The 18,234-nt window shown below is 47.5% G+C and carries 18 protein-coding genes; 5 read left to right on the top strand and 13 right to left on the bottom strand.

Going from position 1 to position 18,234, the window contains the following annotated elements; all coding sequences use genetic code 11:
* Nucleotides 1-4: 4 nt before the first annotated feature.
* From DY231_RS09175 to azuC, 6 genes are all read right to left on the bottom strand, one after another.
* The gene (locus DY231_RS09175; protein ID WP_034496132.1) at nucleotides 5-982 is read right to left on the bottom strand and encodes an ABC transporter ATP-binding protein; all 978 of its coding nucleotides are present in this window, start codon (nucleotides 980-982) and stop codon (nucleotides 5-7) included.
* The gene (locus tag DY231_RS09170) at nucleotides 969-1,952 is read right to left on the bottom strand and encodes an ABC transporter ATP-binding protein (RefSeq protein WP_115628092.1); all 984 of its coding nucleotides are present in this window, start codon (nucleotides 1,950-1,952) and stop codon (nucleotides 969-971) included. Before DY231_RS09170 ends, DY231_RS09175 begins: the two co-directional genes overlap by 14 nt.
* Complete coding sequence (locus tag DY231_RS09165; RefSeq protein ID WP_115628091.1) at nucleotides 1,945-2,790, bottom strand: ABC transporter permease; 846 nt, start codon at nucleotides 2,788-2,790, stop codon at nucleotides 1,945-1,947. The genes DY231_RS09170 and DY231_RS09165 overlap by 8 nt, the downstream gene beginning before the upstream one ends.
* Before the next feature lie 4 nt (nucleotides 2,791-2,794).
* Entirely contained in the window at nucleotides 2,795-3,748 is a 954-nt protein-coding gene (locus DY231_RS09160) for an ABC transporter permease (RefSeq protein ID WP_034496139.1), read from the bottom strand.
* Nucleotides 3,749-3,823: 75 nt separating this feature from the next.
* Nucleotides 3,824-5,416: an ABC transporter substrate-binding protein gene (locus tag DY231_RS09155; protein WP_115628090.1), complete on the bottom strand. Its 1,593-nt coding sequence runs from the start codon at nucleotides 5,414-5,416 to the stop codon at nucleotides 3,824-3,826.
* Between the two features lie 201 nt (nucleotides 5,417-5,617).
* A complete protein-coding gene (gene azuC, locus DY231_RS09150; protein WP_115628089.1) occupies nucleotides 5,618-5,701 on the bottom strand; it encodes a stress response protein AzuC in 84 nt (27 codons plus the stop codon).
* Nucleotides 5,702-5,917: 216 nt separating this feature from the next.
* Here azuC and DY231_RS09145 point away from each other — a divergent pair, with 216 nt between their 5' ends.
* Nucleotides 5,918-7,336: an MFS transporter gene (locus DY231_RS09145; protein WP_115628088.1), complete on the top strand. Its 1,419-nt coding sequence runs from the start codon at nucleotides 5,918-5,920 to the stop codon at nucleotides 7,334-7,336.
* A 58-nt stretch (nucleotides 7,337-7,394) separates the two neighbouring features.
* Here DY231_RS09145 and DY231_RS09140 read toward each other — a convergent pair whose 3' ends face one another.
* The gene (locus DY231_RS09140; RefSeq protein ID WP_115628087.1) at nucleotides 7,395-8,033 is read right to left on the bottom strand and encodes an RpiB/LacA/LacB family sugar-phosphate isomerase; all 639 of its coding nucleotides are present in this window, start codon (nucleotides 8,031-8,033) and stop codon (nucleotides 7,395-7,397) included.
* A 161-nt stretch (nucleotides 8,034-8,194) separates the two neighbouring features.
* Nucleotides 8,195-9,349, bottom strand: a complete 1,155-nt coding sequence (locus DY231_RS09135; protein WP_115628086.1) for a methyl-accepting chemotaxis protein — start codon at nucleotides 9,347-9,349, stop codon at nucleotides 8,195-8,197.
* 337 nt (nucleotides 9,350-9,686) lie between these two features.
* On the opposite strand from DY231_RS09135, the gene yecR reads away from it, so the two are divergent.
* The 4 genes from yecR (at nucleotide 9,687) to galE (ending at nucleotide 13,017) form a co-directional block, all read left to right on the top strand.
* Nucleotides 9,687-10,031: a YecR family lipoprotein gene (yecR, locus tag DY231_RS09130; protein WP_115628085.1), complete on the top strand. Its 345-nt coding sequence runs from the start codon at nucleotides 9,687-9,689 to the stop codon at nucleotides 10,029-10,031.
* Between the two features lie 201 nt (nucleotides 10,032-10,232).
* Nucleotides 10,233-10,733, top strand: coding sequence for a non-heme ferritin (ftnA, locus tag DY231_RS09125; protein WP_034496153.1), 501 nt, complete (start codon nucleotides 10,233-10,235; stop codon nucleotides 10,731-10,733).
* A gap of 255 nt (nucleotides 10,734-10,988) precedes the next feature.
* Complete coding sequence (locus tag DY231_RS09115) at nucleotides 10,989-11,912, top strand: glucosamine inositolphosphorylceramide transferase family protein (protein ID WP_115628083.1); 924 nt, start codon at nucleotides 10,989-10,991, stop codon at nucleotides 11,910-11,912.
* Nucleotides 11,913-12,000: 88 nt separating this feature from the next.
* A complete protein-coding gene (gene galE, locus DY231_RS09110; RefSeq protein WP_115628082.1) occupies nucleotides 12,001-13,017 on the top strand; it encodes a UDP-glucose 4-epimerase GalE in 1,017 nt (338 codons plus the stop codon).
* Nucleotides 13,018-13,073: 56 nt separating this feature from the next.
* Here galE and DY231_RS09105 read toward each other — a convergent pair whose 3' ends face one another.
* From DY231_RS09105 to DY231_RS09085, 5 genes are all read right to left on the bottom strand, one after another.
* Complete coding sequence (locus tag DY231_RS09105) at nucleotides 13,074-14,435, bottom strand: DUF4832 domain-containing protein (protein WP_370511350.1); 1,362 nt, start codon at nucleotides 14,433-14,435, stop codon at nucleotides 13,074-13,076.
* Between the two features lie 64 nt (nucleotides 14,436-14,499).
* The gene (locus tag DY231_RS09100) at nucleotides 14,500-14,907 is read right to left on the bottom strand and encodes a hypothetical protein (RefSeq protein ID WP_115628080.1); all 408 of its coding nucleotides are present in this window, start codon (nucleotides 14,905-14,907) and stop codon (nucleotides 14,500-14,502) included.
* A 2-nt stretch (nucleotides 14,908-14,909) separates the two neighbouring features.
* Nucleotides 14,910-16,022 (bottom strand): glycosyltransferase family 4 protein, encoded by a 1,113-nt coding sequence (locus DY231_RS09095; protein WP_115628079.1) that lies wholly within the window; start codon nucleotides 16,020-16,022, stop codon nucleotides 14,910-14,912.
* 1 nt (nucleotide 16,023) lies between these two features.
* Nucleotides 16,024-17,235: a glycosyltransferase family 4 protein gene (locus tag DY231_RS09090; protein WP_115628078.1), complete on the bottom strand. Its 1,212-nt coding sequence runs from the start codon at nucleotides 17,233-17,235 to the stop codon at nucleotides 16,024-16,026.
* A gap of 9 nt (nucleotides 17,236-17,244) precedes the next feature.
* Nucleotides 17,245-18,234 carry a glycosyltransferase family 2 protein gene (locus DY231_RS09085; protein WP_115628077.1) on the bottom strand — a complete coding sequence of 330 codons (990 nt, stop codon included), beginning with the start codon at nucleotides 18,232-18,234 and terminating at the stop codon, nucleotides 17,245-17,247.

Raw genomic sequence — 18,234 nt, 5'->3', positions numbered from 1 at the left:
GTTGTTACTGTGCTTCAAACAGCCAACACGCCACCCGATGTCCAGGTGAAATTTCCTGCATGACCGGCGCCTGGCTGTGGCATTTCTCCATCGCCCGTGGGCAGCGGTTGCAAAACTTGCAGCCCGGCCAGTCGTTCATCGCACCAGGTAATTCGCCTTTAATGCCACCCTGGTCGAGCATTTGTACATGCGGATCGGCTACCGGAATAGAAGCCAGCAACGCGCGGGTATACGGGTGTGCAGGCGCGGTGTAAAGCGTTTCTGCGGGAGCCTCTTCAACCAGAGAACCGAGATACATCACGCCGATTCGGTCGGAAATATGGCGCACCATCGATAAGTCGTGCGCGATAAACAGGTAAGTCAGCCCGAATGCCTGCTGCAAATCCTGCAAAATATTCACGACTTGTGCCTGCACCGAAACATCCAGCGCCGAGAGCGGTTCATCACACAACACAAATTCCGGGTTAACCGAAAGCGCACGCGCAATGCTAATACGCTGGCGCTGACCGCCGCTGAACTCATGCGGGAAGCGGTTCAAATGCTCGCGTTTAAGACCGACTTTTTCCAGTAGCTCGAGCGTGCGTTCTGCGCGCTGTTCTTTGCCATAGCCGTGGATTTTCATCGGTTCGGCAATTAACTGCGCGACGGTCATCCCTGGGTTAAGCGACGAATAAGGGTCCTGAAAAATAGCCTGCATGCGGCGGCGCAACGGCTTGAGTTGCTTGTCGCTCATGTGGGCGATGTCCTGCCCGGCAAACTCTATTTCACCGTCGGTGATATCAAACAGGCGTAACACGCTGCGGCCAAGTGTTGATTTCCCACAACCCGATTCGCCCACCAGCCCGTAGGTTTCGCCGGGATAAATGTCAAAACTCACGCCATCCACCGCTTTAACCGGGGGCGTTTTGTTAAACCATCCCTGCTGGCTATGGAAGTATTTGCGCAGTCCTTTCACGCGGACCAACGGCTTAACGTCCTGCATGCTTCACCTCCGAATCCCATAACCAACACATCGCCTGATGATCTTCTTCGATTTGATACATCGGCGGCAGGCTGCTGCAACGTTCCATTCGCTGCGGGCAGCGCTCGGCAAACGGGCAGCCTGGCGGCGGGTTGAGTAAGCCCGGAGGCGAGCCTTCGATAGGCGACAAACGTGCGCCCGCTTCTCCCTGACGTGGCAACGAGGCGAGTAATCCGCGTGTGTAAGGATGCGCCGGGCGATAGAAAATATCTTCCACACTTCCCTGCTCCATCACCAATCCGCCGTACATCACCACCACACGGGAACAGACCTGCGCGACGACGCCGAGATCGTGGGTGATCAACATGATGGCGGTGTCGGTTTGCTGTTGAAGCTGTTTAAGCAGACGTAAAATTTGCGCCTGAATGGTCACATCCAGGGCGGTGGTCGGTTCATCAGCAATCAGTAGCTTCGGGTGGCAGGACAGCGCAATGGCGATCATCACGCGCTGACGCATACCGCCGCTAAACTCGTGGGGATATTGGTGATAACGCTGTTCTGCGTTACCAATTCCGACCTGTTGCAGCATGGCAATAGATTTCTCTTTTGCCGTTTTTTTGCCCAGATTCTGATTACGAATCAGAATTTCGCTCATCTGTTTGCCAATCGTCAGCACCGGATTGAGCGCGGTCATCGGGTCCTGGAAAATCATCGCGATATCATTCCCGCGAATTTGGCGCATTTGCTCCGGTGTTTTCCGGGCCAGATCTTCGCCCATAAAGTGCACGTGCCCGCCAACCACTTTGCCGTTGCTACCCAGCAATTTGAGCACTGATTTACAGGTGACGCTTTTGCCACAGCCCGATTCACCGACGATGCCGACCACTTCGCCGCGTTTCACCGCAAAGCTGACGCCGCGCACCGCTTTCACTTCGCCTTCGCGGGTGAAGAATGAGGTTTGCAGATTGTCGAGTTCCAGTAAATTATTCATCGCGGTTCGCTCCTGGCTCGAAAGCAGTACGTAACACATCGCCCAGCACGTTAAAACTCAATACCGTCAGCAAAATCAGCACGCCAGGGAACATCGCCAGCCACGTCGCTTCGCCAATAAAGGATTGCGCGTTGTTGAGCATACTGCCCCACGAGGCATTCGGCTGCTGGACGCCAAGGCCGAGGAAGCTGAGTGTCGATTCCATGAGGATTGCCGAGGCAATATTCAGCGTCGCCGCCACCATAATGGTCGGCAAAATATTCGGGATAATGTGGCGCGCAATAATAATTAACGGGTGTTCACCGCAGGCGCGGGCATACACCACGTATTCACGCTCTTTCACCGATAACGTTTCTGCGCGCACAAGACGCGACATGCTCATCCACGTCAATGCACTGATAATCATGATGATATTCGCGATCCCCGGCTTCAGATAAGCATTCAAAACCAGCAGCAGGAAGAACGCGGGAATCGACATCAGCACATCGACTACACGCATCATGATGTTGTCGATTCGCCCGCCAAAATAGCCGCTTACGGTGCCGACCAGCGTACCAATCAGCGTTGAAAATACCATCGACAGGAAACCGACCATTAAGGAGATCTGCCCGCCGTACAGGGCGCGAGTAAAATAGTCGCGCCCGTAGTCATCCGTACCGAACCAGTGCGTGGCATCAGGCGCTAACAACCTTGCGGTAAGCGACATCTGATTGGGGTCAAAAGGACTGAGTGCGGCCAGCAATGCCGCAATGCTAAAAACGATCAGAACCAGTAATGAGAATTGAGCTGGACGATTACGTTTCAGGCCGTGTTTAACTTGTTGCCAACGTCTACTCATCGTCTTACCTCAAGGCCTTAATGCGCGGATCGGCCACGCGATATAACAAATCTGCCACTAAATTACCGACGATAATCATCGTCGAAGAAAGCATGATCATCGCCATGATCAGCGGGTAATCGAGCGAGGTTATCGACTGAATCCCTAGCAGACCCATCCCCGGCCAGGAAAAGACGCTTTCTGTTACGTAAGCCCCAACCACCAGCTCGCCAAACGAGATACCAAACAATGTGATCACCGGCAGAAGGACGTTTTTCAGCACATGGCGGAACAAAATTGAACGGCGCGTGGCGCCATACGCCAACTGGGTTTGCACGTAATCAGCCGATAATTGAGTGATGGTGTTGGAGCGGATGTAACGCACGTAAGTGGAGAGGTTATAAAAGCTCAGGGCGATACACGGCAAAATGGCGTGGCGCACCACATCAAGCCAGGAGTCTTCCGCACCAATGGTGCGCATTCCCATGCTGGGCAGCCAATTCAACTGAACGGAAAATACGGTGATCAGCAAAATGCCGAACCAGAAAATCGGCACCGAAATACCAATATAGGCAAACATATTCAGGAAGTGATCGAGCCAGCGGTGCTTGTACGCTCCCGCCAGTAATCCCAATGGGATCGCCAGTATCATCGCCATAATCAGCGAGGCGCCCATTAAACCGAGCGTGGCGGGTATACGCTCGGCAATCATGGTTAATACCGGGCGATGGTAAATCAGCGAATAGCCTAAATCCCCATGCAGGACATTTTTGAGCCATAGCAGGTATTGCATAAATAGCGGTTTATCAAGCCCGAGACTCTGGCGGATACGCTCGATATCCTCCGGGTTCATACGCGGCGTGATATAGGCCTGAACCGGGTCACCAGGTGCTAGTTTAACCAGCAAAAACGATACCAGCGAAATGAAGAACAACATCGGCACTAATTGCGCCAGGCGTCGGACTAAAACATTATTCATACTGCTTTCCAGGTTTTACCAAAAACAAAAACCCCGGCACGGGATAAACCGAACGCCGGGGAATCAGTATGTTTTTTATTGTTGATAGATTTTTGACAGGTCCTGGAACATGTAAACAGGCTTAGGTTCCGCCTCTTTGGTTCCGGCAAAACGCTTATCTACTGCAACAACCGCGTTGGTATAAGCAATCGGATACCATGCCATGTCGTTAGCAACGGTCTGCTGGATTTGTTTATAAATCTCAGCGCGTTTCGTTTTGTCGGTTTCGGTCGCGCCCTGGTTCCACAACGCATCGAGCGCCGGGTTCTTATAATGCGCGTAGTTATAGGCTTCGTTGCTCATATACAGAGACTTATAACCGTCAGGTTCCATCCCCATAATGTAGCCGCCCAAACTCAGCTCATAATCGGTGTTTTTCATATCCAGGCTGCGTTGGGACATCGCGTTAGCATCGAGCGGCATCAGCTCAACCGCAATACCGACGTTTTTGAGCTGCTGTTGAATATACAGCCCCATGCTTTCCTGGGTTTTATTGCTGTTGATATAAGCCAGACGCAATTTCAGATTGGCCGGGGCGCCCGCTTCTTTAAGCAGCGCTTTGGCTTTTTCAGCATCGAACTTATAGGTTTCAACGTCGTTGGTTTGATACAGCGTATCGGGTGTCAGAATAGAAGCAGCCGGTTGCGCGTAGTCGAGCGAAGAAAATGCCGCCTGCACCAGTTCGTCTTTATTGATGGCATAAGCAATGGCCTGACGCAGCGCCTTGTTCTTCATGCTGTCGATGTTCTGGTTAAACGTCATGTACGCCAGACGCCCTTCCGGGTAAATCACGAAATCAAATTTCCCGGTGGTTTTCAGGCGAGTGACATCCTGCGGATCAATCATCTTCATGTTGATTTCGCCATTTTGCAGCGCAAGATTGGCGGAGTTGCTGTCTTTAGCGAAACGGTAAGTCACGGCATCAAGTTTGGGTTTACCGTTCCAGTAATCGTCAAAACGCGTCAGCGCGTAATATTGCCCGGCGCGATATTCTTTGAATTTAAAGGGACCTGAACCGACTGGAGCATCGTTTTTAGCACTCTTTTCCAGGTCGCCATTTTCGCTGGCAAATACATGCTGCGGGATAGGGTAAATTTGAACCAGGGTGCCGACAAACGCCGCACTCACCTGTGGCAGCGTGAATTTAACGGTCTGGTCATCAATTTTGCTGACCTGAACAGGTTTACCGCCATAAACAAACATGCTGCGGAAGAAACTGTGCTGCTTCTCATCCAGCAATTTATTGAAGGTAAAGACCACGTCATCAGCCGTAATGGCTTTGCCATCCTGCCACTTCAGATTCGGTTTGAGTTTTAAAACGTATGAGAGGTTGTCTTCTGAAGGTGTCAGGCTTTCAGCCAGGCCCCATTCAATTTTGTCACCGTTGAAGCTATAAAGCGGCGCGTACAGCGCTTGCATAATCGTCAGCGTAGTGCGGTCGCTGGCGTACAACGGGTTCATGGCTAACGGATCACCGGTGGTTACGCCAACAATTAAATTGCCGCCATCCTGGGCTGCTTGTTTTGCTGGGGCAGGACTTGCCGCAGTTTCGGTTTTCGCATCATCACAGCCAGAAAGGGCTAGGGCCAAAGAGGCAAACAGCGCAGATAACAACAAAGGTTTACGCATTTATTCACGGACTCCGTCTCAAGTAGAGCCCGCATAGTGCACCAGCCATACCCACAATGTAAATGAGTGTAAAACGCATAACGTTATGCGAAAAAGTGCTAAAGCAAAAAATGTGGATATAACGCGAGCAACTGACAATTAAAAGCCAAATTTCAGGCATAAAAAAACCTGCCGCAGCAGGTTTTTCTTCAGGCTGACAAATCAGAACATGCCAGCTGGCGGTACATCTTTAAAGGTCTTGCAGTATTGTTCAAACATGCTTTTCAGGATTTTGCGCATTTTCATTGTGTGCTCCAGTTTTTTTGTTTTGCAGATGTTGCTCGTTATGGGGCTAATAATATGACATCCGTCACACAAATCAATAGTTTTGTGATGCGCATCACACATTTTTCTTGTGGATTTTACAACTCAGTCACATGAAATGGCTTGCAAATCCAACACTTAACTGGTTAATTGGCTCAATTAATTTTTAAAACATTATTTTAATTTTGAGTTTTACTCATGACTAACTCCCCTTCTCCGGCACCTAAACGTGGCATTTCAGGTATGGCACTGTTGGTTGCTGGCGCATTTTTCATGGAATTTCTCGACGGAACCGTGATTGCAACCGCGCTACCCGAAATGGCAAAAACATTTGGGGTGGATGCCGTCGATCTCAACATCGGCATGAGCGCCTATTTGCTGACGCTGGCGGTGTTGATTCCAGCCAGCGGCTGGATTGCTGACAGGTTCGGCGCACGAAAAATCTTCACGCTCGCGCTGGGTATTTTCACCTTTGCCTCGGTGCTGTGCGGCATCGCCAATACGCTTGAACAGTTTGTTGCCATGCGCATTTTACAAGGCGTTGGCGGCGCGTTGATGGTGCCTGTCGGGCGACTTGCCGTATTGCGCACAACTCCCAAGCATTTGTTGATCACCGCGATTGCCACATTAACGTGGCCCGCGCTGGTGGCTCCGATCATTGGCCCGCCGCTCGGGGGATTCATCACCAGTTATGCGTCGTGGCGCTGGATTTTCTATATCAACCTGCCGCTGGGGTTAATCGCGATGGCACTGGCATGGCGGTTGATTCCTGATATCCATGATGATTCCCGCCGTCCGTTTGACAGCATCGGTTTTGCCAGTACCGCCATTGCCATGATTAGCCTGGTGTACGGGCTGGAAATGCTCGGACAATCGCAAGTCAATGTACTGCCAACGGTGAGTATTCTGATGTTGGGTGCGGCGGCACTTTGGTTCTCGCTCAGGCATTTTAAACGCGCAGAACACCCGATGATTCGCCTGGAAGCATTAAAGGTACAAACTTTTGGCGTGACGATGTACGGCGGCTCACTGTTCCGAACCTCCATCAGTGCGGTGCCGTTTTTGCTACCGCTGCTGTTTCAGGTTGGCTTTGGGATGGACGCGTTCCATTCAGGTTTACTGGTTTTAGCGGTATTTGCCGGGAACCTCGCGATGAAACCAGCAACCACACCGTTGATACGCGCATTAGGCTTTAAAAAGCTGCTGATAATTAATGGATTGCTGAACGTCGCTTCTTTGCTAGCTTGTGCATTTCTCACCCCTGACACCGCCGCATGGCTGACGATGGCGATACTGTTTTTTGGCGGTATGTTCCGTTCAATGCAATTTACCGGAATCAGCACCCTCGCCTTTTCCGATGTGCCGTCTACGCAAATGAGTTATGCCAATACGTTATTCAGCACGGCAACGCAGCTTTCCGTTGGGCTGGGCATTACTCTGGGGGCTATCGGGATTCGTTTAGGCGAGAAAGTCAGTCAATGGCTTGATATTACAAATATCCCTGGATTCTCAATCAAAATTTCGTTTGTGATGATCACGTTAATTTGCCTGCTTGGGCTGGTCGATTTGCTGCGTTTACCCCGTGATGCAGGAAGTAGCGTGTCTAAAAAGCAGTGAGTGAAAGTACCAAAAATTAAGGCCAGCAAAAGCTGGCCTTACGCATTTTCAGAAATGATTAAGCAAGGATTTCGCGAACGAATGCTTCAATTTCTTTGTTCTGGCAATTCTCGAAGAAACACTGCTGGAAACGTTCACCAGACACCGCGGTTTTCACCAGTTCTGGGTCGATAGCACGCAGCGTATCCAGATAGTTTTCTTTCACAACAGCAGCTTTAACCTGATTCAGGATACCGGCGTTACGAACCTGCGGCTCTTTACGCTCAATTGGGTAGCCTTCGCCTTTACGGCCAGTGAACGCTTTTTCGAACATATAGCGTACGTTCAGTTCTGCACCCCAGCCAAACCCTTTCGCGAATGCCAGAGACAGCGCATTACCGTTGTTGATTTGAGAGAACAGGAACGCATCGGCTGGATCCAGGCAGTAGCCACACACCACACCTGGGTGGATGTTCAGTGACATCATTGCACCCTGGCCTGTGCCACAACCGGTTACGACAAAATCAACCGCTTTAGCGTTCAACAGAATGCTGGCCATAATACCGAGGTGGATGTAAGTCAGGTGGTGATCCCGCTCATCGCTCATGCCTACGTTGTAAACCGGGTACTCTTTTTCAGCAGCAACCGCATTCAACTCATTAAGAATGATGGCATTTTTTCCAGCCTGACTGTTTTCCATCATCAGTGCTATTTTCATTTCCGTCTCCTGATTGGGTCACGGGATTTCCCGCGGTGAATAGCTTGGTATGCAGTAAAGATACTATCTAGCAAACATACTTTCAAATTTAATGAAATTTTGTTTCAAAAAATAAAGGTGTGCTCACACTTCTGCATTTTGATGATAGCTCAGTCTCCAGATCAGGCCGATTTGGCGATGCGGAACATCGCCACAATGTCGTTTAGCTGATGCGCCTGTTGCTCCAGATCAACCGACGACAACGCGGATTGATGCACCAGACTGACGTTTTGCTGTGTCACCGCATCCATCTGTCGAACGGCAATCCCGACTTGCCCTATGCCTTTGCTCTGTTCCCCCGAGGCATTGGCAATATCGCCCATAATATTATTCACTTGCATAACCGCATCGAGGATTTCGCCCATTGCTTCGCCGGCCTTTTTCACCTGTTCTGACCCGGTGTAAATGTTATCGACGGACTCTTTAAGTAACGTTTCGATCTCTTTTGCCGCCAGCGCACTGCGCTGTGCAAGGTTGCGAACCTCACTCGCCACCACCGCAAATCCCCGTCCTTGCTCACCCGCTCGCGCCGCTTCTACGGCGGCGTTGAGCGCGAGAATATTGGTCTGGAAGGAAATACTATTAATGACCGTGGTGATATCGACAATTTTGTGTGAACTACTGGTGATGGTTTCCATGGTCGTCATGACTTTTTTCACCGACTCTCCGCCATTGCGTGCGGTTTGAGTGGCGTTTTTTGCAAGATGACTCGCATGGTTGGCATTTTCAGCATTGAGCGTGACGGTACTGCTTAATTGCTCCATGCTGGCCGTCGTCTCTTCCAGAGCCGCGGCAAGCTGTTCTGAACGAGTGGATAGTTCGCCGTTTACGCCAGCAACTTCGGTGGCATTTCCTCGAATGGTATGTGCACTGGTGCGAATATTGGAAACGGCTTTTCCCCAGTTGGATTGCATTTTTTGAATCGGCGAGACCATCAGACCGATACAGTTACTGCCTAAATCCGGTAATTCTGTTTCCAATTCGCCGCGCGCCAGAATATGCATATGCTCGCGAATGCTCTCGACGGGTTTCACGAGGCAGTGATAAAGGTAACGTTCTGTCACCAGCGTAATAATCACGCTTGCCACGACAGAAGCCCCGAGTAAGAACTGAATAATATCTATCCATTTTGCTTGTGCGGCATTCAGGGCAATGTTCTGCTCAAGATCATTTAAAAACCACAATGCCAGGCCGGAAATAGCCAGCCAGGCAACCGTCGAAAAGATGAGTATCAGTACCACCATGACGCGGATTTTGATATTACGAATAAAATTCATGTGATGTATTTCCCCGGTGAAAAATAAAATTAACTTCCTGCATCAGCTGAGATCACTTCATCGCCGTTTATTCGGTTTTTGTATGACAAACTGAAGTTAAACCATGCATTATCTGTATTGTCGGCACGATTCAGCCAAACTTGATGGCCGCCATGATCAATTTTTAATCAAATCATTAATGTTACTGTTGATTACTATTAATTAACCCTCTCGCTTTAATTTGCGTTAAGTCTTATTTAATGACACACCTTAAATTAAATTACCTCGCTTTATACTGATGCTCATTTTCTATTTTTCTGCGTGCTAAAATAATAAAAAACATTCGGGTGTCAGCGTGATGAAAATTGTCTATTTAGTTTTAGCCACCGCGTTATTAACCGGTTGCACCATCAATAAAACACCGCAACCCGTCAAAGGCAGCGAAGTCGCTGGCGTGGTTCGTCTGGGCTTCGATCTTGCCCCCTTACAAAACGGAAAAGTGGATACTTACATTGCGCAATCAGCGGCCAGCCATCAGTGCCAACAATGGGGATATGTGTCAGCTTTCCCTTATGGCGAGCCAATCAAAACCTGTAGTGTGCACAGCGGGGCGCTGTGCCTGAATCAAAAGGTGACGCTTGAATACCAGTGTCGCGGAACGGGAATGGAAACGTTCCTCAGAGATGAAATGATTGTTCAGTAATGAATATAAAAGCTTGTCGATAATTATCGATAAGCTTTAAATAGCAATCATTCTTATTCCATTTCAGGATTGGTTTTTAAAAAAGAATAATATTGGCAACCATTCTCATTACGATAATTTAATTAACATTCTCTTTGCATTATTGAAATAATAAAATTAAAGTAGCGCTATTATTGAGAAGCGAATTCCACGGAGCGTGTCATGTTAAAAGCTGAAATGATCGAAAAACTGAATGAACAAATGAATCTTGAGCTTTACTCTTCCCTGCTTTATCAGCAAATGAGTGCCTGGTGCAGCTATCACAGCTTTGAAGGTGCAGCCGCTTTCTTGCGCCGCCATGCTCAGGAAGAAATGGAGCACATGCAGCGCCTGTTCGCTTATTTAACAGATACCGGAAGCCTGCCGCGTATTAATGCGATTCCAGCACCGGAACACGACTATTCGTCTCTGGATAATCTGTTTAACGCCACATACGAACACGAACAGTTAATTACACGTAAAATTAACGAACTGGCTCACGCCGCGATGACATCTCAGGATTATCCAACCTTTAATTTCCTGCAATGGTATGTTTCCGAGCAACACGAAGAAGAGAAGCTGTTTAAATCTGTGCTGGATAAATTAAGTCTGGTCGGTAAAAGCGGCGAAGGTCTGTATTTCGTTGATAAAGAACTCTCAACGCTGGATTCTCAGGCTCAGTAAATTGTCATCGGCAGGCCGCCTGGCTTGCCGTTTTTTCTGCCCCAACCTCCTCAATTCCTTCCTGTCTGCCCAACGTTTCGTCTACGACTTTTGGTTGATGGCACATCACGTTTCTGCGTCTATACTGCTTTAGCATGGTGGTTGTGGTTGTCATTTTCATCTGCCGCCAGGTAAGTGTTTGTTTCTTATTATTATAAATAAAACCCCCGCTGTTTTTCTTGATAATAGTGTTAACTAACATGGACACGATGATAAATGTTAAACACATACAGCATGTTAATTAAGAAGTTATTTTTCCATGAATCATGGGACATCATGATCATTAAAAATAACTCACATTTGTTCCCTGAAAATACCCTGGACATTTTAAATAATTCTAAAGCACAACTATTACGTAAGAAGTACACCTTCCAGGCTGATCCTTTTATCATTGAAAAAGATGACAAGCTGTATGTGTTCTATGAAGCATTCAGCTTTCTTAACTCCAGAGGCATGCTGAAATGCCGCGTTCTGGACAGCAATCTGGGTGAAGTCGAGGATATTAAACTTGAAGGTTTTGACGGATTAAAGTGCCACCTCTCATTTCCCTTCTTGTTTTATCATGAGGGTGAGTTATTTATGATCCCTGAGTCATCGGAACGAAAGGAAGTGATGTTATTCCGATGTACTGAATTCCCTGGGCGCTGGGAGATAGTAAAGGTATTAATTTCTGATGCAGAATTCACCGACAATATTTACTTTACGTCAGGTGATAAGAGTTATCTCATTTCTACAACGATGAAAAATGAGATGGTCATTCATACTGCTAGTAGCCTGTTCGGCAAATGGGAGAAAATAACCCCTGCCCTTAAATTAAGTAATTACCATCATCGTGGCGCTGGAAAACCTTATTTCGTCAATAATAAAAATTATATCCTGACGCAAGAATGCCACCCCGGTTGCTATGGAAAATCCATTTACATCAAAGAGTTAATTGGCATTAGTCCTTTAAACTTTGAAGAAAAACTTGTTGCGAACATCTCCCCACTTATTAATCAGAGCGCAGGTGTTCATACCCTCAATTTCACCGATGGCTATATCGTTTATGATACTAAAAATTTAATCTTCAGCTTATTATCTCCTCTTAAAAAGATTTCCTATAAGTTCCAGGTGAAATTCCGCAAACAGTTTTTTGCCTGAAACTCAAGATGAACAACCTATTCGTTGCTGGTACACTGACTCAACTTTCGTGGAGTAACATCGATAGAAAATCTTATCTGGAGAGACTATGGCTATTCTTGTAACGGGTGGTGCTGGCTATATTGGCTCACATACTGTTCTGGCATTACTGGAGCGTGGAGACGACGTCATTGTCATCGATAATCTCTCTAACTCCTCTAAAGAGTCTTTAGACCGTGTTGCAGAACTTGCCGGGAAAAAACCGACGTTATATGTTGCTGATATTTTAGACAAGAACGTTCTGAAAGAAATCTTTTCTACGTATTCGATAACCGATGTTATCCATTTTGCAGGTTTGAAATCTGTGGGTGAGTCGGTTAGAAAACCACTGGAGTATTATGAGAATAATGTCGTTGGGTCGATGGTATTGCTCAATGAGATGTTACTCGCGGGCGTTAATAGCCTAATCTTTAGTTCATCCGCAACGGTGTATGGTAATCCTGAAAGAGTTCCATTGAGCGAAGAATGCCAGACCGGGGGAACCACCAACCCGTACGGTACCTCTAAATTAATGGTTGAGCAGATTTTACGTGATTTCTCTCACGCGCAACCTGATTTCCGCATCACCTGCTTGCGCTATTTCAATCCGGTTGGTGCTCATCCATCAGGGCGAATTGGCGAAGATCCCAACGGTATTCCTAATAACCTGGTGCCTTATATTTCCCAGGTCGCCATTGGCAAACTTAATTGCCTGTCCGTGTTTGGTGATGATTACGCCACACCAGATGGCACCGGCGTGCGCGATTACATCCACGTGCTGGATCTTGCAAGTGGTCATCTCGCGGCGCTGGACAATAAATCGCAAGGAGCCGCTTTCAAAGCCATTAACCTGGGAACGGGCGTGGGTTATTCCGTCATTGATCTGATTAAGGCATTTGAAAAAGCCGCTGAAACGACAATTAATTATCAAATCGTTGAGCGTAGAGCGGGCGATGTTGCTGAGTGCTGGTCAGATTCATCTTTAGCGAAGAAAGAGCTGGGATGGCAGGCCACTCATACCCTGGACGAAATGATGCGTGATACCTGGAACTGGCAGAAGAATAACCCTAACGGTTTCAGCTCTTAATTTTATATCTTCACTGTTGCCACAATGAGCCAGCAAACTGGCTCATTGTGTATTAACTACTGAACGTTTATCTTTGATACCCGATACCAGCCGTTACTCTGCTGGCCTTCATTAGCCAGATTAATTCTTGGCTTGCCCTTCCCATCCAACATTGCCACTTCAATATAATATTGCCCGCTTGCTGAGTTTTCTGGAATGGTCAGTCGATAATTTGTGGAATACTCGCCCGGCAACCAGCTGCGAATATCATCTGCCGTTTGCCCCTGCGCAACCACTTTATTCGAGGCATCCACAACACGGTAATTCACGGCATATTTCAGGTAAATCGGTGCCACGCCTTCATTAATCCACTGGCTATTAAGCGTCAGGCTATTTCCCTTTGCTAATATCGACTCATGGCTCAGTGAGGCTAAGCGGAATCGATAACCCAGTTTCATCAGCGCGTTATCAACAATATCGCGATAAACCTCCGGCACCGCGCGCGACTTTAAATTGATAGTGCTGGCGTGATTCTCCAGCGCCCAGTCGAATGTGCGTTTTACTTCATCACGCGAGTAATGCTGCTCAGTTTTCCACTCCGGCATATAACCACAAATTTCTAAGCTAACAGGTGCTCTTTTCCACGCATCGTTAAAACCTGAAAATGCCGCCTGCGCGGCTTCTAAACGCTGGGGATAATCATCTTCCATATGATTCCAGGTGGCTGAGAAATTACGCCAGTCGCCCCAACAATCCGCACGCCAACCCGCCCCCTGGCGCACCGCGCTGGCAAGCGTATCGCCGCCGCTTATTAACATGATTTTGGGTGTTTTCGGAAATGCGGCAAAATGCATTTTAACGTATTTATCTAACTGCGCTGGCGCGTAGCGCTTTAACAACGGCGTCATGGACGGGAAATTACTGTTGTGCCACTCCCCCCAGGAACCCACCATGCCGATATCCACAAACGCCAGGTTTTCATTACCATCGTAGCGCTTGCCGAGGGCATTCAGTAATTTCTGGCTATAGGCCAGAAATATTGGGTCATCGAGATTTGGCGCGAAGGTTTTGTGATCGGAAGTCCATTCCCCTTTCACTCCTTTTTGGATAAGCCAGTCTGGAATTTTTGAGCCACTTTCAGGGCCATCAAGCGCCATAAAGCGCAGACCTACGTTCATAGCCGGCTGATGCATCGCCGCATACTTAAAAGCTTCATCGATGAGCGCAAAATTATACTGCCCTTCCACCGGTTCCAGATCACGCCAGTAAAAGCGCTCATACTCAAATCCAGTATTGGGATATTGTGCCTGGCTCAACTTCTCACCGTAACCCTCATGAAAACTGGCAACGCCTGTTCCGGGATTGGTTATGGGAACGGTCAGCGCTTTTGGCGTCACAACCGTCATCGGCGCGGCCAAAACAACACCCGGAAATGCCATGCACATCAACGCAAATAAAGTTTTAATCGTCATAGGGTTTCCGTTTGATTCCAGGCGTTGAAATTTAGTGATTTCTCAGACTGAGCCACCAGTCCCAGATGCCGACGTGAAAATTACGAATAAGATCGATACCCGCCGCAGATTTCAGCATATAGAGCGTCAATAACACGCATAAGGTGGCGAACAATATGCCGAACAGAATCAGGATGGTCACAATAATGCGCACCAACGTCGATTCTTTACGCGGCCGTTTACGCAAATCTCTGCCCAGTAAAAATACCAGGTAATACCGCGCCCCAAAAAAGGGGAAGCTTTTACGAACATCAATACGGTGACGGGACGCCAGAGTGATGGAAACTATCGCGTCCTCAATTTCTTGCTTTTGTTCCGGCGACAGTTGTGCCTGGGTCTGCTCATCAAGAACGTCATAAAACCGGTCAATCACAAGCGGGCGTCGGGTTGAATTGCTCAAATTTAACCTATTGATTTATCTATTATATGGTAGACGCTTATGGTTTTTCTGGCAATTTCGCGCCAGTCATAAGTTTTCAAAAAATCGCTATAGTCGGCGGTATCGAGAGCCGCTCTGGTGGTAATCTTTTCGGCTAAATCAGCCACATTACCCACTTTAAAATAGGCGTCGCCCGGCAAGCCTACTTCCAGATTAGCAGGGATATCGCTGACTATTGCCGGAAGAGAATAAGACATAGCTTCCAGGAGCGCTATCGGCAAGCCTTCATGATAAGACGGCATGATGAACATTCGGGCCTGCGAAAATACCGCCGCGAGTGCATCACCTTTTAAAAAACCGGTCAAAATAACATTCGGAGTTTTTAGCGCTAATTCCTTCAGGCGCAGGCTGTAATCTGAAGGATGATCGGCATCGCCTACTAATACCAACGGAATTGAAACGCCTGATTGATGATAAGCGGTAATTAAATCATGCAGGCCTTTTTCTTCGACAAAGCGCCCCACAGCAACGAGATAATTCTTAGGCTGAAGGTTATAACGCCCTAAAGTCTTGCTGATGGTTTCATCGGATAGAGGCAGCGGTTTATTCACGCCGTTGTAGATCAAATGAGCATCCATCCGGCCATGTTTCTTCTGGATCAGTTGGTTAATCACCTCAGAAATAACAATCACTTCACTGGCATATTTAACCGCAAACTTTTCGCCCAGCAGTAAAGCCTGTTTGGCAAGTCCTCCCCATTTCTGGCGTTCATAATCCGGGCCATGATGAGTAAAGACCACTTTTTTACCCAGTAAACGCAATAAAGGGACGACAAGGCCAGGGCCAATGGCGTGAACATGGACAATATCAGATTTATCAAAACAGGTCTTAAACGCGGCTAAAACTGAATGGGCTATCGCTTCGAGTGAACGTTTTTTCGGTGCCCATAAAGCCCGTGTTTCAATATTTTTATAGCTTGATTGGGTATATCCAACGTACGGAGAGCGGGCAAAGACACAAATATCAACATCACACTGTTGCTTGATAGCGGGATAAAGATTTTGGCAATGCGTTTCCACGCCACCTAATACATCGGGAATGCCACGCGTACCGATAACGGTTATTTTTTGAGTCATATTATGGCTTGCTTAGTAGTTCTTGATATAGATTGAGAAGCGTGTCCATGTGTTTGCGCAGCGCATATTTTTCACATAAACGTTCGCGAGCATTTCGTCCCATGAGATGAGCCTTCTCGGGACTTTGCGCAAAATCATCAAGCACACTGGCAAGCTCCTCGACATTTCCTGGCTCAAATAAAACGCCATCCACGCCATCACGTATTTGTTCAGGAATGCCGCCAATTCGCGCACCGATAACCGGGCGAGCAAATGACATCGCCTCGAGCACCGACATGGAGCAATTCTCATAACACTCCGAAGGCACAATAACGGCGCGAGCATGTTTAATCAGATGGTCTAAACCTTCACCTTGTTGTACATAGCCAAGGAATTCCGCATTGGGATATTGCTCAATAAGTTGGTTATACAGTGGGCCGTGACCCACGATTTTAAGGGGTATTTTATTGGCCATTTTCTGATGCGCGCGCAACAAAGATTCCGCACCTTTCTCACGACTTAAACGGCCCACAAACAGCAAGTAGCCAATATCTGCAATATCATCCACAGGCAGGCTGTCATCAATACCATTCACGATGACGTCGATGCGTGAGTCGGGCAACGTTCGTTTAATAACCCCACGTAAAAACTCACTGGGGGAAATAATCACATCCAGAGCCTGGTAATTTTTGGAAATGTATTGCCACGTCGCCTCTAAAGAAAGTAGTAAACTCTTCGATGCTGAACCGTCCTGGCAGCGATATCTGAAGGCATTAAATACTGTGCCAGTAATACAGGAATCACAGACCTTTCCATCACGCAGCATGGAGTAGGATGGGCAGACAATTTTATAATCGTGAGCCGTTAATACGGTCTTACAGCCAAAATCGCGGGCGACTTTTATTATGGCAGGCGTTAACTGGTGATAAATGTTGTGGAAGTGAACAATATCCGGGCGCTCTTTCTCCAGTAGCGCCTGCATTTTTTTGCAGGCTTCAGCGTTATGAATAAAGTTTACCGCTGTTTTAATCCCGCCCAGTAAGTTATTACCTTTATGATAATCGACATTGCTGACAAAATAGTCAGCATAATCAGACGGGAAGTTATTCTCGTGCTGCATTGAGAAATCAATGACCTCAACACCGGCTTGCTTGAGCATATTACGTTCTTGAAAATAAACCGTTTCTGCACCACCTTTGATGTAGAAAAATTTATTCACCAGTAGAATTTTCATTATGCCTGCCTATTCATGAATAACTTTGCTGTCCGGTGGTGTCATCGGGTCACGCGCTGGATGACTTAATCCTTTCAATAGCCCAATAGAAAGCACTGATAAATTGATAACACTTTGAATACCACTTTTTAATGAGCGATTCTTAAGCGTTTTCAAAATAATAAAGGCAATCAGGGGGAGTAATGCCAGACCAATAACGTCCAGATCAAACGTCAGGATGGCAATGAATAAAAACAGAAGATAAAGCAGAAATACCACTTCATTTTTGACCATTTTTAACGCATTACGCAGATAAGGCTTTCCCCACGCACTGCGCAATAATTCACCGGGAGCCTGATGATAACCGCTGCGCCAGCGATACTTCAGCAGTTTAAAGGTCGGCATGCTGTGCGAGGTGTGGCTGAAATAAGGGATATCCAGACGATGTAGCTTGTATCCGGCATCAAGCAAACGCATACCGAGTTCCGCCTCTTCATAGGCGTGAAGGTTACGATTTGTCAGATAACCAATTTTTTCAATGGCGGAGCGGCGATATAAGCCGCCACCGCCCAGATGATCGCTATCCCCGACCGGATATATTTTATGCAACCGCTGCTTACGCGATTTGAATTCATAATTTGTCGCATCATCCATTTCAACCGTACCCGCAACGCCCGCATATTCTGGATGCTCAGTCAGGAAGGCAACAGCGTTATCAATAAAGCCCTTTTCCAGTTCCATATCACCGTCCATCAGCAACAGAAACTCACCTTCGCTGTACAGATAACCTAATTGATGGCCCACACCACAGCAACGATCGGAAGGCTGAGTCAGCGAGACAACGGTAACGCCTTTGTCACTGGCAAGTTGCTGGGTGTTATCGGTCGATAAGCTATCGGCAACAATGATTTTATGCGGGTAATCAGTAAGTTGCTGCCGAATACTATCGATGGTTTTTTCGATACATTCCGCTTCGTTAAGCGTTTTGATGCTGACGGAGATAAAAGGTTTATTAATCAT

Source organism: Buttiauxella agrestis (assembly GCF_900446255.1).
Classification (GTDB): domain Bacteria; phylum Pseudomonadota; class Gammaproteobacteria; order Enterobacterales; family Enterobacteriaceae; genus Buttiauxella; species Buttiauxella agrestis.
This window is presented reverse-complemented; position numbering and strand designations above follow the sequence as displayed.